This is a genomic window from Roseibium sp. RKSG952 (assembly GCF_009711355.1).
In genome coordinates this window covers 12248-35427 of sequence record NZ_SMMF01000936.1, presented here as the reverse complement: position 1 = coordinate 35427, position 23180 = coordinate 12248, and the positions used below count along the sequence as shown (strand labels likewise).

Annotated in this window: 20 protein-coding genes; 14 read left to right on the top strand and 6 right to left on the bottom strand. The window is 57.6% G+C overall.

Translation table 11 applies throughout. The features are described 5' to 3' along the window. Positions 1–190 precede the first annotated feature (190 nt). The 10 genes from E1297_RS26585 to E1297_RS26540 all read left to right on the top strand — a co-directional run bounded on the left by E1297_RS26585 (position 191) and on the right by E1297_RS26540 (position 14474). Positions 191–1705 carry an MFS transporter gene (locus E1297_RS26585; RefSeq protein ID WP_155143614.1) on the top strand — a complete coding sequence of 505 codons (1515 nt, stop codon included), beginning with the start codon at positions 191–193 and terminating at the stop codon, positions 1703–1705. A 183-nt stretch (positions 1706–1888) separates the two neighbouring features. Then, the gene (locus E1297_RS26580; RefSeq protein ID WP_155143612.1) at positions 1889–3406 is read left to right on the top strand and encodes an MFS transporter; all 1518 of its coding nucleotides are present in this window, start codon (positions 1889–1891) and stop codon (positions 3404–3406) included. A gap of 80 nt (positions 3407–3486) precedes the next feature. Next, entirely contained in the window at positions 3487–4308 is an 822-nt protein-coding gene (locus E1297_RS26575; protein ID WP_155143610.1) for a hypothetical protein, read from the top strand. A 108-nt stretch (positions 4309–4416) separates the two neighbouring features. Next, positions 4417–4848, top strand: a complete 432-nt coding sequence (locus E1297_RS26570; protein WP_155143608.1) for a ketosteroid isomerase-related protein — start codon at positions 4417–4419, stop codon at positions 4846–4848. A 116-nt stretch (positions 4849–4964) separates the two neighbouring features. Next, positions 4965–5297 carry a helix-turn-helix transcriptional regulator gene (locus E1297_RS26565; protein ID WP_155143606.1) on the top strand — a complete coding sequence of 111 codons (333 nt, stop codon included), beginning with the start codon at positions 4965–4967 and terminating at the stop codon, positions 5295–5297. Then, entirely contained in the window at positions 5297–6373 is a 1077-nt protein-coding gene (locus E1297_RS26560) for a permease (protein ID WP_155143605.1), read from the top strand. The genes E1297_RS26565 and E1297_RS26560 overlap by 1 nt, the downstream gene beginning before the upstream one ends. Before the next feature lie 594 nt (positions 6374–6967). Then, complete coding sequence (bcsA, locus tag E1297_RS26555; protein ID WP_155143603.1) at positions 6968–9199, top strand: UDP-forming cellulose synthase catalytic subunit; 2232 nt, start codon at positions 6968–6970, stop codon at positions 9197–9199. Between the two features lie 6 nt (positions 9200–9205). Further along, the gene (locus E1297_RS26550; RefSeq protein WP_155143601.1) at positions 9206–11599 is read left to right on the top strand and encodes a cellulose biosynthesis cyclic di-GMP-binding regulatory protein BcsB; all 2394 of its coding nucleotides are present in this window, start codon (positions 9206–9208) and stop codon (positions 11597–11599) included. After that, positions 11596–12702 (top strand): glycosyl hydrolase family 8, encoded by a 1107-nt coding sequence (locus E1297_RS26545; protein ID WP_155143599.1) that lies wholly within the window; start codon positions 11596–11598, stop codon positions 12700–12702. Before E1297_RS26550 ends, E1297_RS26545 begins: the two co-directional genes overlap by 4 nt. Further along, a complete protein-coding gene (locus E1297_RS26540) occupies positions 12681–14474 on the top strand; it encodes a tetratricopeptide repeat protein (protein WP_155143597.1) in 1794 nt (597 codons plus the stop codon). Before E1297_RS26545 ends, E1297_RS26540 begins: the two co-directional genes overlap by 22 nt. 80 nt (positions 14475–14554) lie before the next feature. On the opposite strand, the gene E1297_RS26535 is transcribed toward E1297_RS26540, so the two are convergent. Then, positions 14555–15241, bottom strand: coding sequence for a dimethylsulfonioproprionate lyase family protein (locus E1297_RS26535; protein ID WP_155143595.1), 687 nt, complete (start codon positions 15239–15241; stop codon positions 14555–14557). A 229-nt stretch (positions 15242–15470) separates the two neighbouring features. Between E1297_RS26535 and E1297_RS26530 the strand changes: the two genes are divergently transcribed. Further along, positions 15471–16568, top strand: a complete 1098-nt coding sequence (locus tag E1297_RS26530) for an FAD-binding oxidoreductase (protein WP_155143594.1) — start codon at positions 15471–15473, stop codon at positions 16566–16568. 148 nt (positions 16569–16716) lie between these two features. Here the strand turns inward: E1297_RS26530 and E1297_RS26525 are convergent, their stop codons facing one another. The 3 genes from E1297_RS26525 to speD all read right to left on the bottom strand — a co-directional run bounded on the left by E1297_RS26525 (position 16717) and on the right by speD (position 18871). Then, entirely contained in the window at positions 16717–17154 is a 438-nt protein-coding gene (locus E1297_RS26525; protein ID WP_155143592.1) for a cupin domain-containing protein, read from the bottom strand. 323 nt (positions 17155–17477) lie between these two features. Beyond that, the gene (gene speE, locus E1297_RS26520; RefSeq protein ID WP_155143590.1) at positions 17478–18356 is read right to left on the bottom strand and encodes a polyamine aminopropyltransferase; all 879 of its coding nucleotides are present in this window, start codon (positions 18354–18356) and stop codon (positions 17478–17480) included. Further along, complete coding sequence (gene speD / locus E1297_RS26515; protein ID WP_155143588.1) at positions 18353–18871, bottom strand: adenosylmethionine decarboxylase; 519 nt, start codon at positions 18869–18871, stop codon at positions 18353–18355. Before speD ends, speE begins: the two co-directional genes overlap by 4 nt. 155 nt (positions 18872–19026) lie before the next feature. Between speD and E1297_RS26510 the strand changes: the two genes are divergently transcribed. Beyond that, positions 19027–19614 carry a GNAT family N-acetyltransferase gene (locus E1297_RS26510; protein WP_155143586.1) on the top strand — a complete coding sequence of 196 codons (588 nt, stop codon included), beginning with the start codon at positions 19027–19029 and terminating at the stop codon, positions 19612–19614. Positions 19615–19804: 190 nt separating this feature from the next. Continuing rightward, on the top strand, positions 19805–20392 hold the full coding sequence (locus tag E1297_RS26505; protein WP_155143584.1) for a GNAT family N-acetyltransferase: 588 nt from the start codon (positions 19805–19807) through the stop codon (positions 20390–20392). A 57-nt stretch (positions 20393–20449) separates the two neighbouring features. Here E1297_RS26505 and E1297_RS26500 read toward each other — a convergent pair whose 3' ends face one another. Then, a complete protein-coding gene (locus E1297_RS26500; protein ID WP_209016011.1) occupies positions 20450–21163 on the bottom strand; it encodes an SIMPL domain-containing protein in 714 nt (237 codons plus the stop codon). Positions 21164–21308: 145 nt separating this feature from the next. Then, positions 21309–22409 carry an AI-2E family transporter gene (locus E1297_RS26495; RefSeq protein WP_155143580.1) on the bottom strand — a complete coding sequence of 367 codons (1101 nt, stop codon included), beginning with the start codon at positions 22407–22409 and terminating at the stop codon, positions 21309–21311. A gap of 165 nt (positions 22410–22574) precedes the next feature. Between E1297_RS26495 and E1297_RS26490 the strand changes: the two genes are divergently transcribed. After that, complete coding sequence (locus E1297_RS26490; protein WP_155143578.1) at positions 22575–23180, top strand: AprI/Inh family metalloprotease inhibitor; 606 nt, start codon at positions 22575–22577, stop codon at positions 23178–23180.

The following is a 23180-nucleotide window of genomic DNA, read 5'->3' as shown; positions in this document are numbered from 1 at the left end:
AAGGGTTTTACCGGCCACGAGATGGCGGCTGCTCATTCTTGCCCCCGGGCTTGCAGGTCGCAGCGCCGCGCTTGGGCGAATGACCTGATCTGATCCCGGCGCAGGTCGCCGGAGCACCATCATGCAATTGTCACCGAACACCCTTTAACTCTTCTTTCGGGGACCAGAACCTGAAACGTGAAGTGCGCAGATGACAAAACACGACACGAACATCACGTTTCCCGCGCAATCCAAAGACACTTCGCCCCAAAACGACAGGCGTTCGCCGCTCGCTTACCTTGATGAAACACCGGTTTGGCCGGATGGAACCCCGGCCGCCTCCACTGCTTTGACGCCGATGCAATGGCGGATCTGGTGGCTGGCAACGGCGGGCAAGTTTTTTGAAGGCATGATCGTGTTCATGACCGGCGTTTCCCAGGCGCTGATCGCCCGTGAATTTGCGCTGTCCAATGTTCAGATCGGGCTCGTTACCGCTGCGACCTTGCTCGGCATCCTGGTAGGGGCAACGCTGCTCGGCAGTCTGAGCGACTATTATGGCCGCCGGCGCATGTTCATTTTCGAGATGGTGCTGTTTATCCTGTTCCTGTTCATCCTGACCGTGTCGCAGCACTATGTGACGGTGTTGATCGCATTGTTCGGCATGGGGATGGCGCTCGGGTGCGATTATCCCACGGCACATATGGTCATTTCGGAAAGCATGCCGTCCCGCGAGCGTGGGCGGCTTGTGCTTGGTGCGTTCAGTTTTCAGGCGATTGGAGCTCTGGTCGGAACCGGAATTGCCTATCTGGTTCTGGTCGTGCATCCGGATTTGCATGCCTGGCGCTACATGTATGCGATCGCCATTATCCCGGCGATCCTGGTCTTGATCGGCCGGTTCTACATCCCTGAAAGTGCCATGTGGCTCCTGGAAAAAGGACGTGTGTCCGAGGCTGAAAAGGCGATGGAGCAATTGCTGGACCGGCGGCCCCGCTATCCGAGCCGCGTCCGTCTGGCCCGGAAGCAGGATGACCAGAAAGGAACGATCGGGATCAGTTTCAGGAGCCTGAGCGAGCTTTTGAAGACAAAAAATTCCCGCCGGGCGCTGGTTCTGTCCTGCGTCCCCTGGTTCTTGCAGGATCTGGGGACCTATGGCATCGGCATATTCACGCCGCTGATCATCGCAACGGCCTTCGGATACGCCCCCCAGCACGCCCGCTCGCTGTCTGAGCTGTTGCATACGCAAATCGAGGCGGCCAAAGGGGCTGCCATGCTGGACCTGCTGTTGATCGTGGGCATCGTGCTCGCGGTCATCCTCGCCGACAGGGTTGGCCGGATCCGGTTGCAGGTGTTTGGCTTCGTTGGTTGTGCAATTGGCCTGTTCCTTGCCATGATGAGCAGCTTTGCTGTCGCAACCCAGCAGATCCATTTTGTTATTGCCGGGGTCATGCTGTTCAACCTGATGAACAATCTTGGCCCGAATGCACAAACCTATTTGCTTGCCGGAGAGGTCTTTCCGACACGCCTGAGGGGGGCGGGGGCAGGTCTGGCGGCTTCCGTGGCCAAGATTGGAGCCGTTTTGACCGCCTTTCTGTTTCCCGTCTTGCTGGTGGAATTCGGGCAGACAGCATTGTTGTCAGGACTTGTCGCGACATCTCTTGCCGGAGCCCTTGTCACGTGGCGTTTCCGGATCGAAACTGCAGGAAAACCACTATCAGAGATCAAGTAGGAAGCATTATTAGAAGTAATTATTTCAAGAGATTGAATGTTATTTAATGAAGTTTCGGTTGGGTTTTTATTAATTTTTACACATAACAGCAAATATAAGATTTTGTTTTGCTGATTAATAATAAATCTGTCATCAAGTTACCTCTACGGTGCTTTCGAGGTTGGGGTTTCCCGGAGCGCTGAGATGGCCGAAGTTGACGCACGTACAATTGTCGAGGTGGCGGAGAAGGTTGCCTTTGAACCACCGGAATATCGTCAGGCGGGTGACTATATTGACGAAACACCGGTTTGGCGGGACGGTACGCCCTTGCGTCAAATTGCGCTGACACCCATGCAATGGCGGATTTGGTGGCTGGCGACTGCCGGGAAATTCTTTGAGGGCATGATTGTCTTCATGACCGGTGTGTCTCATACATTGATTGCGACCGAGTTCGGACTATCGGCGGTTGGAGTGGGGTTGATCAGCGCGGCGACACTCTTCGGCATTCTGATCGGGGCGGTCACCCTTGGCGGGCTGAGCGATCACTATGGCCGCCGCAACATGTTCATCATCGAGATGGTCGTGTTTGTGTTCTTTCTGGTGGTTTTGGCGTTCGCGCAATCCTACCTCGTGGTGCTCATAGCCCTGTTCGGTCTGGGGGTGGCGCTTGGATGTGACTACCCGACCGCGCATATGGTGATTTCCGAAAACATGCCTTCACGCGAAAGAGGGCGGCTGGTCCTTGGCGCGTTCAGTTTCCAGGCCATTGGGGCGCTTGTGGGAACCGGGATGTGTTATCTCGTCCTAGTCTGGTTTCCGTTTATTGAGGCATGGCGATACATGTATGCGGCAGCCATCATTCCGGCTGTTCTGGTGACGATCGGACGGTTCTATATTCCCGAAAGCGCCATGTGGCTGTTGGAAAAAGGGCGGGTTTCGGAAGCGGAGAAGTCGATGACGCAACTGCTTCGAAGATATCCGCAATATCCGAACCGTGTGGTTCTTGAACCTCCCAAAGACGTCCGCGCGGACAAGGCGTCCGAAGGCGGGTTGGCAAGTCTCAAGGCGCTCTTTCGCGAACGCAAGGCGCGCCGGGCCATCATGCTCTCGTCCGTGCCGTGGTTTCTTCAGGATCTGGGAACCTACGGGATTGGGATATTTACGCCGGTGGTTCTGGCAACTGCATTCGGGAACGCGCCCGGGCATGCAAGGTCCACGGCAGAACTCGTCGGAAATGACATGCTGGCAGCCAAAGGCGCGGCGATGATAGATGTGTTGCTGATCGTCGGGATCATTTTTGCGATTTTGCTGGCCGACAAGGTCGGGCGCATCCGCCTTCAGGTTTTTGGCTTTATCGGCTGTGCAGTTGGGCTCTTTGTTGCCTCGCTCGGCGGTCATCTGGGAGAAAGCATGCAGGTCCCGCTGATTTTTGCCGGTTTCATGCTTTTCAATTTCATGAACAACCTTGGTCCGAATGCGCAGACCTACCTGATCGCCGGCGAGGTTTTCCCGACGCGTTTCCGGGGAGCAGGCGCGGGACTTGCTGCGTCGATTGCAAAGATCGGGGCGGTCACAACCGCTTTTCTTTTTCCGGTGCTTCTGGCAGCGATCGGTACGGACGCGCTATTGGCCGGACTGATCATCACATCCCTGATTGGGGCCTGGGTGACCTGGAAATACCGGATTGAGACAAGAGGCAAGGCGCTCGCAGAACTTGATTGATGAAATACGGGAAACATTCGTTATAAAGTTGTAATGCCTCTGTCTTGTGTCCTATCGTTTTACCGTTGCGGGATCGATGCGTGGAGGAAAGTGTGCGGGCACTGTTTTCACTGGCTTTGGCGGGAGTTGTTGCAGGCGAAGCGCAGGCGGCGGATATTTTTGCCGAACCTTCCGTAGAGTTGCCGGTGCAAGCTCCAGCAGAGCCCGGAAAGACCTGGCAGTTCATTTTTGCGCCTTATCTTCTGGCTCCGTCAATCGATGGCACTGCCCAGGTCGGGCGCTTGCCGAACACCGATCTCAATGTGTCCCCGGGGACGATCTTCGAAAATCTGCAATTCGGAGCCATGGCGCATTTCGAAGTGCTCTATGACAATCGCTGGGGCGCTACACTTGACGTCGCCTATATGAACCTCGGATCGGGAACCACGTTTCCCACTGTTGGCGGATCGGTCAAGAGCGGCGTCAAACAGCTCGTGACGGAAGCGTTTCTGGGCTACCGCCTCTGGCAGCAAAGCCGCAACTGGGCGGAGGCCTATGCGGGCGTGCGCTGGTGGCACAATGACCTGGAAGTCACGGCAGCCATTCCCGGTATCAGCTTTTCAAGGGACATACTCGAAAACTGGGTCGATCCGGTGATCGGCTTGCGTGGCCAGTATTTTTTCACACCGGCCTGGTCGGTCTATGGCAGCGGCAATGTCGGTGGATTCGGTCTGGTGTCGGATTTTACCTGGGGTGCGCAAGGTGGGTTTGGATACCACTTCAGCGACCGCTATGCGCTTCATTTGCAATACAAGGCCACCGGCGTTGATTATGACAATGACAATGACAAGACCGGGCAGGGGGCATTCTCCTACGACACTGTCACCCATGGGCCCATGCTGGGCTTCGCCGTTCGTTTTTAAGGGTTTCCACGCAAGAGGGCTTGCATTTCTCCGGCACAACGGAAAAGGCTGTGTGCAACATGCTGTTCAGACGGCATTCTGTAGCTCCACCGGATAAAGGCCTTTCTCATGCCGCACACACAATCCCGCGCACTGATCAACACCTACTTTGCAGCCTTTAACGCCGGCGATACGGCAAAAATGGAAAGTCTGGTCACGGAAGACGTGATCCATGACGTTAATCAGGGGGAGCGCCGGATTGGCAAGGACAAGTTCTGGTCCTTCAATGTTCATATGACGCGTTGCTACAAGGAGCGCTTGTCCGACTTGATGTTGCTGGTCTCCGAAGATGGGACCCGGGCCGCTGCTGAGTTCATCATCAGCGGGACCTACCTGGAAACGGATGAAGGATTGCCCGAAGCGAATGGGCAGACATACAAGCTCCCGGTCGGCAGCTTTTTCGAGATCCGGGATGGCAAGATTGCCCGGATCACCACCTACTACAATCTGTCGGACTGGATGGCTCAGGTCAGTGGCAGTGCGGCCGCCGAGTCAGCCTGAATTTGTAAGCATGTATCTGAAACGGCTGCTGTTGGTCTTGGGCAGTCATGGACGCCCTTGAAACTTGCGAAAACTTAATATAACTATAAAACTGGTTATATGGTTTTGAGGTTGGCATGATTATCGAACAGGCTGCACAGGGCTTTGCAGCCCTCGGCTCGGAAGCGCGGCTGCAGGTGTTGCTGACGCTGGTCAAGGCAGGGCCGGACGGGCTGGCGGTCGGGGATATCCAGGCAAGGACGGGGCTGGCGGCATCAACCCTGGCGCATCACCTGAAGTTTCTCACCTCTGCGGGTCTGATCGCTCAGGAGAAGTCCGGCCGCACGGTAAACAGCCGGGCGGAGTTCGATCACCTCGAAGCCCTTGCCGGATATATCCTGAAAGAATGTTGTGCCGAGGCCGGAGTGCCCTCCGGTGATCCGGTTTCAGTTGCAGGGGAGGTGTTGTGATGGTGTCTTCAAAGACTGAAGCGTCCTGCTGTGCGGCCGCCACGCCCGTAGCCGCACCGGATCGCTGGGCCTTCGCCAAAACAGCCGCCAAACGTCTTGCGACACCCTGGACGGTGGTCGTCGCTGTGCCGGTTCTGGTGGCCTTGCTTGATCCGGAAAATGCCTTTGGCGTTGTCCGCTTCGCTGCAAATGCTTTTGCCGGAACCTTGCCCTATGTCACCATTGCCGTTTTGTTGATTGCCCTGCTGAAGGCGGCAGGTGCGGAAGCGGCCATTGGCCGTGCGTTTCAGGGCAGGGAGCTGCAGGCGATTACGCTTGCCGCGCTTTTTGGCGGTCTGGCTCCATTCTGCTCCTGCGAGGTCATCCCCTTCATTGCCGGATTGCTTGCGGTCGGGGCCCCTCTTTCCGCCGTCATGGCGTTCTGGTTGTCATCGCCCCTGATCGACCCGCCGACCCTGCTGATCACAGCTGCCTCGCTTGGATGGCCGTTTGCAATCGGAAAGGCGGTTTTTGCGGTGGCGCTTGGCTTGTTTGGCGGGTTGAGCGTAAAGGTGTTTCTGGATCGCGGGGCTTTTGGCAGTCCTCTCAAGACGGTGTCGCCGAATGGCTGTGGCTGCGGGCCATCGCCCTTTGCCGGAAAGCCGCTTTGGCGGTTTTGGCGGGAAGAGGCGCGGCGTTCCACATTCCGTGCCGAACTGATCGCGAATGCCGCCTTCCTGGTGAAATGGCTGGCGCTGGCATATGTGCTGGAAGCCTTGCTCGTTACCTATGTTCCCGCCAGTCTGATCGCGCGCGTCGTCGGTGGGGAGGGGCTTGGGCCGATCGTGATTGCCGCGCTTGTCGGAATGCCGGCTTATTTGAACTCTTATGTCGCCCCGCCGCTGCTCGCCGGATTGACCGAACAGGGCATGAGCGCAGGTGCGGCAATGGCTTTCATGATTGCGGGCGCCATCAGTTCGATCCCTGCCATGGCGGCCGTGTGGTCACTGGTCAAGCCAAGGGTATTTGCCACCTATCTGGGTCTCGGGGTGAGCGGAGCCGTCTTGTCCGGGGTCATTTTTCAGTTTGTGGTCTGACCCGGCGGCGTCTCAAGACCAAGAAATTTTTCTAGCCGTTGCGGCGGTTGTTTTTTGTCTGCCTTTGGGAGAACGGAGACACGGCGCACCGCAATGCGCTGATGTCTCCAGATACTGGCTCGACGGCGAGGCTGGTGGTTCGAACCCGATCGAGAGACTGCCATACCGGCTGTTAGCCTAATTCACTTCCCGAATTGGACATTTGACCTGTGTGCAGATTTGGCTCATGAGATGGTGAAGAGTTGCCGGCTTTTCGCAGCACACTTTCCAATTTTGGGACGCAGGCCGGAATTGCATATTCGAATATGGCAATTATTCGCTGAAATATCTGTTTTCCTCTATCTGACACTTCTGATTTCTACGTACATGCGCTGATTTCGGCGCTTCTTTGCCAGTTGGCCCGTGTCTTGCGTTACGGAGGTCGAGAGATCAGTTGGTTGCATTTTTGAGCATTTCCATGAGCGCGGGCAAACTTGCATTCTGCCTTGACGTTAGGTGACAATGCAGTCAATCCATCAGCTGCATCGTTGGGCGAACTGCTGGATTTAGGTATTGTTCAGTAGTTTTAAAGTATAAAGCCTTTGGGGGCTTGGCATGGCACGTTATCTTGGTTTCATATTGGCACTTTTAGCGACACTGTTCGGATTCTTTGTTGTGTCCTTGCCGATATCTGTCGAAACACAACTTGTAATGGGCATCTCTGTGTTGATCGCGATGCTTCTGCTCAGGTTTGTGCCGGGTCAACTTGCACGAATGATTTTCATTGCGATGGGGGGCGTGCTTGTCGGGCGCTATCTCTATTGGCGGACAACACAGACAGTCCCTCCGATCGACAATCTTGTCGACTTCATTCCCGGTATCATACTGCTTGCAGCCGAATTTTTCTGTATTGCCATGTTCTTCCTGTCGGCAATGATGGTTGCAGATCCGTACACGCGGCCCCGAAAAAACCTGACAAATGACGCCGATGCGCCAACGGTTGATGTCTTTATTCCGAGTTACAATGAAGATCCCGGCTTGGTGGCTTGCACCATTGCGGCAGCTTGCGACCTCGATTACCCGAAAGACAAGTTTACCGTTTATCTGCTGGATGATGGTGCAACCGGGGAACGGGTCAATTCCGGTGATCCGGCCGTCGCGCAAGCCGCGCTCAAGCGCCGCGACGAGCTCCTGGAAATCTGCGAGAGACTTGGAGCCAAGTATCTGGCCCGGCCCCGGAACGAACGGGCAAAAGCCGGTAACCTGAATTTCGGGATGACTGAATCGGCCGGTGAACTGATTGTTGTCTTCGATGCCGATCATGCGCCGTCGCGGGAATTTCTCCGCGAAACAGTGGCATATTTCGAAGACACCAAACTGGGCCTTCTCCAGACGCCGCACTTCTTTCTCAATCCGGATCCCGTCGAGAAGAACCTCGACACTCATGGATACATGCCGTCTGAAAACGACATGTTTTACGGGATGGTCCAGCGCGGGCTCGACAAGTGGAACTCTGCCTTCTTCTGTGGCTCGGCTGCGGTACTGCGCCGGACAGCGCTCAATGAAGTGGGCGGTTTTGCAGGGGTTTCGATCACCGAAGACTGCGAGACTTCGCTGGAGCTTCACTCACGGCGCTGGGACAGTGCCTATATTCCGCGTCCGATGATTTCCGGTCTGCAACCTGAAACCCTTTCAGGCTTCATCGGCCAGAGGTCGCGGTGGTGCCGTGGCATGCTGCAGATCCTGTTGCTGAAGAATCCTTTGTTTAAAAGGGGACTGCGCCCGATCCAGAGGGTGGCCTACACCACGAACACGCTGTTCTGGCTGTTCCCCCTGTCGCGTCTGACCTTCATGATCGCGCCGCTCTTGTTCCTGATCTTCAACATGAACATCTATGTGGCCTCGCCTCAGGAGTTCATCGCCTACACCATTATCTATATCGCTGCGGTGGTGGCGGTGCAGGCGAAGGTCTATGGACGTCTGCGCTGGCCCTGGATCTCCGAGCTTTACGAATACATCCAGTCGGTCTACCTCGCTTCTGCGATCTTCTCGGTCATGCTGAACCCGCGGCGGCCCAAATTTGCGGTGACCGCGAAAGGCGAGACCCTGGAGAAGGACCATCTGTCCGGACTGGCTTTGCCCTACATCCTGTTTTTCGCAGCGATGGTGATCGGAACGGCCCTGTTCGTGTGGCGCCTTTTCACCGACCCGTCGCAAACGACGCTGTTGATCGTGGTCGGAACCTGGCAGGTTTTCAATCTGCTGATCGCCGGGGCAGGGCTCGGGGCTGTTCTGGAACGCAAGCAGGTGCGCCGCTTCCCGCGTGTCACCACCAACCGCAAGGTGGTCTTCGAACAGGGAAGCCTGTCGGTTCCGGCTGTCGTTCGTGAAGCCAATGCCAATGGTGTGTTGATCGAGCCCTTGAGCCCGATCCAGTTGCACACTGCAATCGGTGCTCTTGCAACCATCCGTTTGGCCGGTGAAGGCAAAGAAGGTCCGGGCACTTCGCAGTACAGCAAAACGATCGAACTGCGCATTGCAACACAGCGGACATCTCCGGCTGGAGGCGCGCTTCTCGGCGCGGCCTTCATGGGAGACATCCCGTCGCGGGCGGCCGCAGCCAGCACACTGGTTTATGGCGACCTGACCATTCCGCGCATGCTTCATGGACGCAAGCTTGTTTACGGTTCGGTGACGGGCAGCTCGTTCCGGCTGATCCGGTGGGCGATTTTGTCGGGCTTGCGGGTGCCTCTTGAAGCCATTTCAGAACGGACCAGCCGATCGGCCGACAAGCAACCTGCTGCGGAACCGGCTCCACTGAACACCGCCCAAGCCCGCGTCAAGTGAGGAAAAATGATGTTTTCTTTTGCCAGAACACTCGTTCCCGTCTTGATGGCCGGGGCGGCCCTGACACTTCAGGCACCGTCTGCCTCTGCTCAAAGCGCACAGGAAGGGACACTATCCGGTCTGACGCTGTTTCCGGCCCAAGGTCCGGCTGCTGAGGGCAAACACCTGCGCCGGGTGTCCGGCTCGATCAATCAGCTTCGTCTTGAAGGTGAGCACAATCTGAAGTCTTTTCATGTGTATGTCCCAAAAGGAGACGCGTTGAAACTCCGGGGGCTGCAGGTCGAAGCGCTGAGTGCGATTTCGATATTGCCTGACCTGTCGGCGCTGGAAATTTATGTCAACGACCGTCTTGTGGGACGTATGCCGATTGATGCCAGCGGTGGCGAAGCGCTCCAGACCTTCTCCCTGCCCGCAGGGCTCTTGCAAGAAGGCTATAATTCGGTGACCTTTGCAGCACGGCACCGGCACCGGGTGGATTGCAGTGTTCCGGCGACCTGGGAGCTTTGGACGGCAGTCAATCCGGCCAATACCGGTTTCGTCTACACCAGCGGTTATGTTCCGGGGCAACCCGTGCCCCTGGGCGAATTGGGTGCCTTGAGGGGGGTTATGCCGAACGCTGTGGGGGCAACCCAAATTGCTCTCAAAGGTCCGAGCTTGACCGATCGTGCCCATCTGGATCGCGCACTGGAAGTGGCTCAGCTGGTCGCAGCTTTCGGGCAGTACGCAAACCCGGACATGCGGATCGGCACGCAGGAAACTGACGGGACCGGGCTGGAAATCATTGTCGGGACCGATGACGAAGTTGCCAAATATCAGCCACGGCTTCAGTCCGGCCGTCAGGTCTTTCCCGGAATACGCCTGTTTGAACATCCTTCGACCGGTTTGCTCCAGCTCGTAGTCGAGGCAGACAATCCTGCCGCTCTGGATCAGGCGATCGACAATCTGGCGTCACGGTTACAGGACATTCCGGCTGTTGGCTCACCGGAAGGCTTGAGGCAATTCAAAAACCAGTTCGGGTACCATGTGTCCCCGAATGAGCGGATTACCCTTGCCGACGCCGGCGTGCCGAGCATCAACTTCACCGGGCGACAGATGAATGTCGAGTTCCCGCTCAATCTGCCACAGGCCATGTTTTCCGGCGACTACAGCAAAGTCCGGATCGGGGTGGATGCACGTACGCTGAACCCGCTGTCATTCGACAACCGGCTGCAGATTTTCGTAAACGGCCAGCCTGTGGCGTCTGCCAGCCTCGCCGGTGAAGGTGTCGACCCCGTTGACCTGCTGAGCATCCCGCTTGGAGGGTTCAGCGCCGGGCGGAACGATGTCCGGTTCGAGTTCACAACGCTTGCCGAGAGTGATGAGGCCTGCGTCGCTGCCGCCGATGGCAACTATGACCGTCTGTACTTCAATTCCTCAAACTCGTCGATGACCTTCGGGTCGTTTGCCGACATGCGTGTGGTGCCCAACCTGTCGGCGGCCAATATGGTGCCGCCACCGGCTGACAATGCGGCGTCCACGTCAATTCAGGTCCCGGCAGGGCATCCCGAGGCGCTGGAGGCTGCTGCGGATCTGATCGTCGCGTCGGCCGCGATGAGCCAGCAAGTAAAACCGGTCTCGATCAAGCGCATCAACGGGTTCGTTGGCGACAAGCCCGGGCTGATCGTGGCACCCGAGGGCCTGTTGAGTGGCAAGGCAAAACAATCCGTTGACAGCATCAGGTCGTTGAGGGGCGCGCGAACCACTTCGAACCCTTCGCCTGTGATTGCTGCATCAACCGAAGACGGACCCTTGACTGCCGATACAATCCTTCCCGATGCCGGGCAAACGACCAGCTCTTCGCGGCCGATCTTCTCGCGCGACAGTCTTGAAGACGCCTACCTTCGCTCAACGGGTTGGCTCGATAGTGGCTACGATACCGTTACTGTTTGGCTGCGCAAATACGGGTTCGACATCGGCGGGCAAAACCTCGCCATCGTTCAGGGTGATCCGGCGAGGGCGGACGTTGTGTTTTTACAACGCGCTTCGGATCTGACGCCGGAAGGGCAATGGAATGCATTGCTCGGGCGGCCGGTCAAACAGGAAACCTGGACAGTTGTCACCGGCAACACAATCGAGGACCTCAAGTTCGGTGTTGACGAATTGCTAGGGCAGCAACGCCTCTCCTGGCTCAAGGGCGACACGTCCTACTACAACAGTGAAAATGGCCGGATCGTGTCCGGCAGGCTCCAGTCGCCAACTTACTATGCCGATGCGGCCAATCCGTTGAATTGGCAAAATACCCGGCTTGTGGTGGCCGGGATGGTGTCAAATCATCCGTTCGAGTTCAGCCTGTTCGTGATTGTCTTCGCGATCGTGCTCGGCTCGGTCTATCTGTTCATGCTGAAAAGGGCCGGCCGATGACGAGGAAAGCCAAACTGGCAGGTCTTCTGTCGGGAGCCGCGTTGTCGTTGCTGGCGCTTGTCCCGCCCGCAATGCCTGAAACGCCCTCCTTCGGAACTGTCGCGCAAGGGGATCCGGGCATGGCGCTCTGGATGAATGCGGCATGGCGGAACTTCCTGGCGGCGTTTGTGACCGACGACGGCGCCGTCCAGGACGATGCGAACAACGATATCAGCCACAGTGAAGGTCAGGGCTACGGCATGTTGATGGCTGTCGCTGCCGGTGACCGGGACGCGTTTGAGCGGATCCGCGATTTCGCGATAGCAAACCTGCAGGTCCGCGAGGATAACCTGTTTGCCTGGAAGGTTGAAAGGACAGGAGAAGCAGGCGCTTACGAAGTCACCGATTCAAACAATGCCACCGATGGTGATCTGTTGATCGCCTGGGCGCTGGTCGAAGCCTACAAGCGATGGGGCAACGAGAATGATGCCAGGCTTGCCGCAGATATATACAGGGATATCCTGAGCGATCTTGTCATAGACACGCCCTATGGACCGGCCCTGCTTCCGGGCATGGAGGGTTTTGAAAGCGAAGACGCAACGACCTTCAATCTGTCCTATTGGGTTTATCCGGCGTTTGAAGCGGCTGGTTCTGTCGACAGTTCCGGCCTTTGGGAAGGGATATCGTCCTCCGGCGATGCCCTTCTGACGGCGGCGCAACAGGCGCCATCCTACCTGCCGCCCGACTGGATCGAAATCAATCCGGACGGGGTGGCCCCGTCACGGCAGTTCGAGGATGCTTTTGGATACAATGCGGTCCGGATCCCCCTGTATCTGGCGTTTGATGATGATCCGAAGCGCCAGGATCTGGCAGCCGACTTTGCCACCCGGCAAATGGGCGGCGCGGCTGTCGTCGAAACCTCATCGGGTGAATGGCTTGGCCAGATGCAGGGGCGGGGATATTCGGCCATCGCTGCTTTGAGCCGGTGCCTGCACGACGGCACACCACTCAATGGGTCGCTGCTCAAGCTTGGCGGCGACAACTACTATCCGACCGCGCTGCAGTTCCTGACGGTCGTCCTAATTGCTGAGAGGTATCCATCATGTCTGTCGCTCGAACATTGAGCCTGATTGCCGCGCTGACGGTCAGCGGCTTGGCGCAGGCACAAACCATGCCGTGGGAAGTCGCACCCGCACAGCAAAACCAGACCTTCGAGCTGGACGGAAGCGGCTCTTCTGCGCCCGGCGGGCAAGGTGGATCTGCCGAGCCCTGGGCAATTCCACGGACCAATCCGGATGGTTCGCTTGCCTCTGCGCCCGATTTGGATCCTGACAATAAACGCGTTGATGAAACGGCCTTGCGGTATTATGCCCGCAACGGAGAGATCGCCCGCGTGTCTGCGGAAATCCGGCGCTTGCAATCCCTCTACCCGGAATGGGAGCCGCCGGAAGACATTTACGACACGGACCGTGTCATCCTTGACGAGCAGCCGCTGTGGGACCTGTTCGCGGCGGGTAAGACGCAAGAACTATATGCCAAGATCCGTGAATATGTCCGGGAGAATCCCGGCTACCGGCCATCAAATGAACTGACCCGCCAGATTGTTCTGGAGGATGCAAGGCGGAAGATCAAAACGGCTTCGGACAGCAAGGACTATCCGGCCGTGATCGAAGTGGCATCCCGGAACCCGGAGTTGCTGGTGTGTGCGGAAATCGACATGATCTGGCGCACGGCTGAAGCGCTCAACAAGACAGGGAACACGGACCAGTCGCTGGACGCGTATTATTATATTCTGGCCAATTGCAGGAACCCTGCCGAACGCCGGGCGACGGTCCAGAAGGCGGCGGTTCTGTTCCCGCGTCCGGTTGTCGAGCGGATGATTGAAGGCAACCAGGGGACACTTTACGGCCGCTCGGAGTTCGAGGGGGTGGCGCTCGATCTGGCCCGCAGCTCGATTATCACTTCCATGAACAAGAAGCAGGTCAAGCCAACGCAGGAAGATCTCGACGATGTTGATACATCTGCGCGGGTCAACGGAAATCAGGCAGATGCTGAATTGCTTGGTTGGTATTATTTCACGCGCCGCGATTACCCTAGGGCGCTGTCCTACTTCCAGCTCTCATTGGACGTTGGCCCTTCCAACAAGGCGATTGAAGGGGCCGTGCTGTCTCTGCGCGAAATGGGTGATCTGGAGGCTGCGGAAAACCTTGCTTATCAGCGCGCTTCCGATGATGCGCTTATCCGGACGGCCTATCATCAGGTGATGATGCTTGAGATCATAGAAGATCCGCAAACTCCGATCGAAGGACAGCGGCTGTTCCGCTTTGCAAGTTCCGTGAATGACGCGAGAGACGCAGACGCTGCCCAGATACTCGGCTGGTATTTCTACGAGCAGGATAAATTGCCCGAGGCCGGGGAGTGGTTTGACAAGTCCCTGGATTTCGAGCCGAACGAAAATGCTGCCATAGGCGCTATTCTGGTTGCGCAAAATACCAAGCAGATAAAAAAGCGAAATGCGCTTCTTGCCAAATATGCTGATGACTATGCGTCGGTTGCCGAGTTGGAGCAATTGCGGGTTGCCTCGGCACCCGTCCGGGCATCCACGCGCAGGAGCACCAGAAGCTCGAACTCGCTGGTCCGGAATGCTCAAAAGGAGTTCAAGGCCGGGAACTACGATACAGCACTGACGCTGCTGGAACAGAATGCGGCAAAAGGCCGGGAAGATCGCGGGGCGAAAATGCTGCGCGGATGGTCGCTATACCACACCAACAAGAACCGTGAGGCCGGCAAGGTGTTCGCTGAGGCCAACAAGCAGCGGTCGACGACCTCCAGCCGGCAGGGCATCTGGTATTCGCAAAAGGCTTTGTACAACTACAAGGACTATGATCCGCAATAAACCGTTTGTGGCAGTGCCAACAAACCCTGGAACGCGGCGCGGTTTTCATTGACCGCGCCGCGCTTATTAACCACTGGAGCCTATTTGCTGCGGCGCTTGCGGTTGAAGACCATTTTCTGGCCGGCGAGAAGCTCTCGCGGGCCGATCCAGGCATAGGCAAGCAGGGCCGGTTCCAGTTTGGAGACCGTGATCCGGTGCGTATGCTCGGGCGGATTGAAGATCATCGAGCCTGCGGCATAGACCCCCTGGTGGTTTTCGGAGACGGCTCCCGACAGGCAGAGATAGCTTTCGTATATGCCTGAATGCGCGTGCGCCGGATAGGTGCAATCGGGGGCGAACAGAACGAGGCCCAGAATCACCTCGTCCGTCAGGACAGGTCCGTTCGGACCGCAGATTTCCGCATATGCATAATTGCGTTCCAGACCGCGCGGGATCTTTTCATAGCCATATTGCCAGATCAGACTGTCCTGAACGGTTTCGATTGCCCGGATCAGAGGGGCGGTCCGCTCAAGACGGCCTTCGTCAAGCGCCCTTTTGAGATGGGCAGTCACCGGCTTGTGTGCGGGGCTGTCGAAGCGCAACGGGGCGTTCGATTTTTGCACCCGGCTGATCGCCTCCCTCACGGCCCGCTGATGGGCCCGGATCCGGTCACTTCCGCCCGAAGACAGAAACCGGTAAGCCTCGTAATATTCTCTGAGAAGATACACCCAGTCGGGAAAATGGTTCAGCCGCCGATCCGTCACCGACGCCTCGAAATCCGTATCCATGTTTATCTCCCTGACCACCGGGCTTCCGCCGGTTTCCTGCCGGACAGCAAGGCTATGGCATTCCGGTAGAAGAACAAGAGGCGAACCGGATTTTTGGTCACAAAGGTCCGGATGAGCACTTCTGATGCCGGTTTCAAACCGGCCGGAATGAAGTCGGGACAGACCATCTCTTGCAAAAAGCCGGTTCAAGAGACTAGCGTGACCGCTCCTGCCATTTCGGAAGTCATTCATGAACGTCATTATCGTTGGGGCCGGGATCTCCGGCTTGAGCACTGCCTGGGCTCTGACCAAGCAGGGTGTCGGTGTCACTCTTATCGAACAGGGGCCGATCCCCAATCCGATGTCTGCGTCAGGCGATCAGCACCGGATCATCCGCAGGGCTTATGGTGGTCAGGGCGGATATCAGCGGCGCATGGGGGAAGCCTTTGCCGCCTGGGACAGGCTGTGGGACGATCTGGGCGCAAGTCATCTGGCCGAAACCGGTTTCCTGTTGTTGTCGCAAGTTGAAGGTGATGAAGGGGAGCAATACCGGGACGGGCTGGCCGCGGGCGGGTATCCGTTCGAGAGCATGAGCCCCACACAAACGGCAGATCGTTATCCCTTCATCGACAGTGATACCATCCGGTTCGGCGCTTTCAGTGAGGAAGGCGGGGTCTTGTTGTGCCGGAAGATTGCGTCCGGTCTGCGCGACTGGCTGAAGGCGCAGGGGGCTGCGGTCATGGAACATGCAATGGTCACGGCCGTTGATGCGGGAGAAGGCGCCGTGACCCTTGCCAATGGAGACCGTCTGGTGGCGGACAAGGTGATTATCACCGCCGGAGCCTGGGTGCTTGGCTTGCTTCCGGAATTGTCAGGGACGCTGACAACCTACCGGACGGCGGTTGCCTATCTGACCCCGCCCGAGGACCTGCGTTCCGCCTGGGAGGCCGGGCCGGTTATTCTCGATGTCGGAGGGACCGTGGACGGCTATGTGCTGCCGCCTGTTGCCGGGACCGGTCTGAAAGTCGGGGCCGGCATTCACAAGCGCAAAGGCCCGCCGGATGCGGATCGGACGGCAGCTCCGGGGGAGGGCGAACAGATCCGCAATTACTTTGCGCCGCCCTTTGCGCGCATTACGGACTACGGGATCGCGGATGTTGCGACCTGTGCCTACACCTTCACGCCGGATGAGCATTTCTTTCTGAAGGACTTTGGCAGACTGGTGGCCGTTTCCGCTTGTTCCGGCCATGGCTACAAGTTCGGGGCAGTTGTCGGCCGAAAGCTCGCCGAAGGCGTCTTGTCGGGCAACATGGAGACAGCGCGGATCTGGCTGGAGGCGCGAGACTAGGCCCGGCAAATTCAAGCGCGAAGTGCAATACAGTGTAAGTTGCTCTAGCTGAAGCACTTTTTCTCGGGGAAGGCCTTTCAGGGCAGAGTGTGTCTTGAAAGGCTTCCTTATGGCAAAACGTCGATTTTGGGAGATCTTGGGTAGGGTATCAAAACCGGCACTGGCCGCCCGCCGCCGGGTCGTCTTCGATCTGGACGACCAGCAAAACGGCCGGTTCATCACCCACTGCTCCCGACAGATGGCCGATGCGTCCTTGGGCATCGGGTTCCGAGGTGTGGTCTTCGCCGAACGAAATCTCGCCCGGTCCCATTTCCACCCGTGTGCCGTCCATGCTTTCGACATACCAGCGGCCCGACAGCGGTATGATCCACTGTGGTTTCGGGTTTTTGTGCCAATGGGAGACTTTGCCCGGCTCCAGGACCCCGACCACCATGGAGGTCGGTGTGACCTTCAACCTGTCGATATGGGTGGGGGGAGAGGGCGGCGCGAAAACCTCGGTCACAAACCCTTTGAATTCACATTGTGTTTGGTGAGATATGCCCTGATCGTCTGTCCATAAATGCCAATAGTTTGCTTGAGGTGTCATAACTGGTCTCGTGATGCTGGTTGCATCCCACGCAGTAAATTGCGGAAGGAAAAATTATCGGTTGGGGGAATGAATATTATCTGGATATTCTTGGACGATCTGCAATCGTGTAAAAATTATTGATACGATATTTATTAAAAGTTGAAACGTTATTCAGTATCAGGTGTTGTGTGCCCTTATCGGTTTTACTGAACTTGAAACAAACGCATCAGGGTTTTTAAGCCCCTCTGTTGCGGAGCGCGAGCGGGGGCTGAAAGACACGGGGCGGCCGAATTCAATTTGTGTCAGGCCGCGAAACACGGCCTGTATTTGAGCGACGGCAATTAGCTGCGGCCTTTTTCCCGTCCCTCCTCAACCGCGTCCAGAATGAAGCGGGGCAGGGCGAAAGCGGCCTGATGGACTTCCGGCGTGTAGTATCTGGTTTGGAAGTTCTCGGCCGTGAAGCGCTTTTCAAGGGTCGCGAGCGGCACCTTGCGCAGGGTTGCGTCGTCGCTCGCCCAGCCCAATGTCATGTGTCCGCCGAAATAGGTCGGGATTGCCGCGATATAGGCCGCCCCGTCCTGAAAGATCCGGGTGAAACGCTCCAGACTGGTAACCAGTTCGCCGCGTTGCAGGAACGGCACGCCATTCTGCGTTACCAGGATGCCGCCGGGCTTCAGGCAGCGATGCACCGCCCGGTAGAACGCCTCCGAGAACAGAATGGCGCCGGGTCCCTGCGGATCGGTGCTGTCGACGATGACGACGTCGAATGTGAGATCCGTCTCCGATACGAACTTCATGCCGTCGCCGATGACAAGTTCGAAGCGCGGATCATCCAGAACGCCAGCATTGAAATCGTTGAAGTGCTGACGGGAGAAATCGACGACGGAGCGGTCGATCTCGACCTGAACCAGATGATCCAGCTTCTTGTGCTTCAGCGCTTCCTCCGCCAAACCGCAGTCGCCACCGCCGACGATGAGCACCTTTCGGGCAGCACCATGGGCGAACAGCGGCACATGGGACATCATCTCGTGATAGATGAACTCGTCTGCGGTCGTGACCTGGGTGATGCCGTCGAGCATCAGGACCTTGCCGAAGACCGGGTTGGTGAACAGCACCAGATCCTGATGTTCGGTGCGTTGCTGGAACAGGATGTCCTCGCAACTGTAGGAGACCTTGAGTCCCGGGTAGAGCGTCTCGTTGAATGTCAGACCGTCATTCATGTCACTTTCCTGCCGCGCAGAAGTTCGGATACCTCGGTGCGGCCCGGCTTGAACGCGTTTTCGAGCACCTCGACGCATTTTTCCGGCCTGGCATCACCGCACATGAAAACGTCGAAGGCTGCATAACCCGCCTCCGGCCAGGTGTGAACCGAGATGTGGCTTTCCGCCAGAACGGCCACACCACTGACCCCGGTCGGTTCGAACGGATGCAGATGGATGTGCAGCAACGTTGCCCCGGCCTCATCGACACAGGTTCGCAAGGTTGTTTCCATGTGGTTCAGATCATCAAGGCGCTCTGCATCGTAGAGGTCGATGATCAAGTGCGCGCCTGCGCAGTGGACGCCGTCTTTTTCTATGAAATGGTCCAGGCGGTCGTCCGCAGGATCGGCGGCAGCCGGAGCCGTCTTGTTGTCTTCACTCTGGGAGATGCTTCTTGGCTCGGCAACGCGCTTGGCGCCTTCTGCAGCACGAGCCTCCAAGTCCATCCCCAGTTCGACGAGGGCGCTTGTTTTCATTTCGCTCTCCCAAACCAGCAGATGAAACCGGAGTAAATGAGGTATCGACCTCGAAACCGGAGCAACTTACATAACGTTTTGACGCGAAAACCTCAATGATTCATTTTCGCGGCTAAGTAGCATATATAGGCGGCAAATAACTTAAGGGTGGCTGGATGTCGATTGAAATAAGGACCCTGACAGGTTCCGGTCTGGTGGACGCGCTGGGCGGTCTTGCCGAATTGCGGATCTCCGTATTTCGGGCCTGGCCCTATCTTTACGATGGCACGCTGGCCTACGAAAGGAAATACCTGCAGCGCTATGTCGATACCGAGGGCGCTATCATCGTAGGGGCTTACGACGGTGACCGGCTGGTCGGGGCCGCGACCGGAGAGCCCATGGAAGACGAGGTGATCCAGTTCCGGAGGCCGTTCGAAGAGCGCGGATACGACGTGAACAAGATTTTCTACATGGCAGAATCCGTGTTGGACCCGGCCTTCAGAGGGCAGGGGATTGGTCACAGGTTCTTTGACGAGCGCGAGGCCCACGCGCGCCGTCTTGGCTACGAATATGCTACCTTCTGCGGTGTTGTCCGTCCCGGCGATCATCCCTTGAAACCGGCCGATTACCGCCCTCTCGATCCCTTTTGGGAAAAGCGGGGCTATCAAAAGCTGGAGGGCGCCGTCGTTCACTTTCCGTGGCAGGATGTCGGAGAGGCGGAAGAAACCGAAAAGCCGATGCAGGTCTGGTGGCACAAGCTCTAGTCGAGAATGTCCAGGGTGTTTTCCTTAATGGGTAAAAACACAATTAAGGTTCCGGGTTGGTCTGGTGAGAGTTGATTTGCATCTTTTGGGTGTTGGGTGGGTAATATTGAGGCGCGCTTCGCGATCATGAGCGGAACCAAACCTTGCCGTAGCCTCGTTGTACTTCGCGGCCAAATCCAAGGGTGCGTTTATGCCTGTCGAGATCAGAACTTTGACCCCTGCCGAACAGGTGCAAAGAATTGAAGAGCTCGCAACGCTTAGAATGCGCGTGTTCCGGGAATGGCCTTACCTTGATGCGGGTTCCCTTGCCTTCGAGCACAACTATCTCAGGCGTCAAGCGCAGCTTTCCGAAGGCCTTACGGTTGGTGGCTTTGATGGCAACTGCCTCATTGGCACAGTTGCTGGCAAGCCATTAAAGAACGCACTCAGCGCGTATCGGGAACCGCTCGAATCGCGTGGTCACGACACCGGCAGCATATTCTATCTTGCCGAAATCGTGCTGGATCACCGGTATCGGGGGCGCGGTTTGGGCCATGAGATGTTTGTGGCATATGAGCAGCATGCGAAACGCCTCGGTTATGAGACCAGCATGCTTTGTTGCGTCATCCGGTCTGAAAACCATAGCCCCGGGCCCGGAAGTGTGCCGTATCTTGACAGGTTTTGGGAAAAACACGGATACGACAAGCTCCGGGGCGTTGTGGCGCATTGTCCATGGCAGGATGTCGGCGAGGCGGAAGAAACCGAAAAACCGATGCAGGTGTGGTGGCGAAGACTTTAGCCAGGACGGAACAATTGCCGGTCATGGTCCGGCAATTGTCCGCGATTGCGGGATGCCTTACCGGCTGGGCTCGATTTCCCAGATGATCGACACATTGGCGCTCAAGGTGTTTTCACCCGCTTCGATGGGCACCGGCGAATCGGCTTTCATCATCATTTCCCGGGCCGCAAACACGGGCCGCGGGCTGGCCGTTCCGCCTTCTGAAATCGACAGCACCCGGCCCAGTTCCACGCCCGCGGCTTCGGCGTAGAGTTCGGCGCGTGCCTTGGCATCGTCCACTGCGGCCTTGCGGGCTTCATCCAGCTTGTCTTGCGGGTCGCTGATCTGGAAGCTTATACCGCCCACGGAATTGGCCCCGCTCTGGACCACCGTGTTCAGGATCTTGCCGAGCTTGTCGAGGTCCCGGATCTTGATGGTCACCCCGTTGGTGACTTCATAGGCGTCAATTTTGGGTGGTTGGTTCTGCGATTGCGGCGACCGGTCATAGCGCGGATAGATCGAAAAACCGCTGGTCTGAATGTCCTTGGCATCTATGCCCGCCGATTTGATGTCTTCGATCACTTTCGATATCGCCGCCGTGTTTTCGCTCAAGGCATCCGGCGCTTCTTCCGACCGGGTGACCACTCGGGTCGTGACAACGGCCATATCCGGAGCCGCTGTCACCTGGCCGCGTCCGTCAATGGAAATCGTTGCAACCGGTGCGGCCTGATCCGCAGCCGCGCTTAACGGAGAAAAGACGGTGCCGAGCGCAACCAGCATGACAGGAAGCATGTGACGCGCCTTGGGAGACCGGCCGGCCGGTAAACGATGGGAGACAGGCATTGTGAAAACGTCCTTTCGTGAAAAGATATGCGGTTGCAGCCGAGAGTTGACGGACAAGTGCGGCACGGCAATGGCGAACCGGTTCATCTGCCGTTCATCCCCTTGGCGACGTTGCGGGACCGGAGCCATCTCCACCGTAAAGCTCCGGCGACAGTTCTTCGCCGATATCGCCATTGGCCGACAAAAGCACGGCAATCGGGCGGGAGGCGCGAAACTTCGAGCAGATGATCACGATGACGACAGTCAAAGGCACGCAAAGCACCATGCCGACAACGCCCCAGATGGCACCCCAAAACGCCAGGGACAGCATGATCACCAGCCCGGAAAGATTGAGGCTCGACCCCATCAGGCGCGGCTCGACCAGATTGCCGATCGAGAACTGCATCAGGCCGAGGCCGGTCGAAATCAGGAAAAAGGGCAGGAGATTGTCATAGTAGACAAGGGCCAGGAGGGCTGGAAAGATCACCCCGATCAGGGATCCGATTGTCGGAATGTAGTTGAGGATGAAGGCGATGAAGCCGAACAGGGCCGCATAGGGCAGGCCGACAAGGGTCAGGATCAGACTGGTCAGCAGGCCGGTTGCGATGCTGACGGCCGACTTGATGCCGAAATAATGCATAACCGACCGGTTGACTTCGGCGCGTAGCGCAAACGCGGCGCGCGCCTTGTCCGAGTTGGTGAACAACCGTTCCAGTTTCCGGTCGAAGGTCGATTGCTCCAGCAGCAGAAAAAGGACGTAAATGAACACGAGACTGGCGGAGCTGGCCAGCGTGGTCACGAAGCCCGCACCGGCGGTCACCATGCGCGGCACGATTGAATCCGGCATCAGGTCCTTGAGTTCAACCGGGTCGTTCAGCCGGACAAGTTCCGAGAACTGCTGAAAGATTTCCTCAAGCCGCTTTTGATAGGTTGGTGCGTCCTGGGCCAGCTGGGTCAGATTGACCGTCACGATGTCGAGGATGAACGTGGCGGCACCGAAGATTGTGGCGAGCGCCAGCGGAAAGGCGATCCAGGCCGGCAGGTGCCAGCGGCCGAACGGGATCCATTGAAATCCGCGCGAGAGGGCGTTGATCAGATACCAGACGACCAGCGCGATCACGAAGGGCAGGAGCAGCGAGCGCCCGGAGACCAGCAGCCACCCGATCAGCGACACCAGCACGACGCTCATGGTCACGGTTACAAGGGGAGAGCGCATGATCTGGGCGGCCTCGTATCAGGATCGGAACAGCAGGTCTGATTGGCGTACACCGGAAAGGTGTGGTCTGCAAATCCCCGATCCGGCCCGGACCTTGCCGGGTCTTGAAACGCGGTCACATTCTGATAAGCGTCTCTTACCTTGTAAGAATTGTCAGGATATCGCATGGCGCGCCGCTCTCTGGTTCTCGGCTTCATGATTGTGACTACGGGTTTGGCAGGTTGCCAGGCGGGCGCACCGGGCGCGCAACCGTTGGCAACCACGGCCGCCGGTCAACCCATTCTGCTGCCAATGCCGGCAGACGATGACGGTTTGATTGCCAAAAACAGGGTCAAGCGGCACACCCGTGAGTGGACCGATGAAAACGGCGTTACCCACCGGGAGACAACGACGACACGGACCGACAATTCGCTGGAAGCCGCCGCTGCGTTCGCCAATGTGGTGCTGGGGCAGAGCGCTCCGCCAGAGACCGTGCCGGACAATGCCGTTTATGCCGACAACCCGGCGGGCTATCCGGGGGATTGGCAAGTTTCGGTCAACGGCAAGACCTGCCGGGTGACCCTGGAAGCCCGGAGCTTTTCAGGCAGGCAATCTGCCCGCAGTTTCGGCTGCTTCGGCTCTGAGTTGTCGCGTGCAAACGCATGGTCGCTGCGCGGCACCGATCTGGTGCTGTCGGGTTTTGGCGAGCAGATCGCCGATCTCCGGGTCACCGAGGCCAACCGGATGGACGGCAAACTGGCGGACGGCACGAAGTTGGTCCTGTGGCGGTGA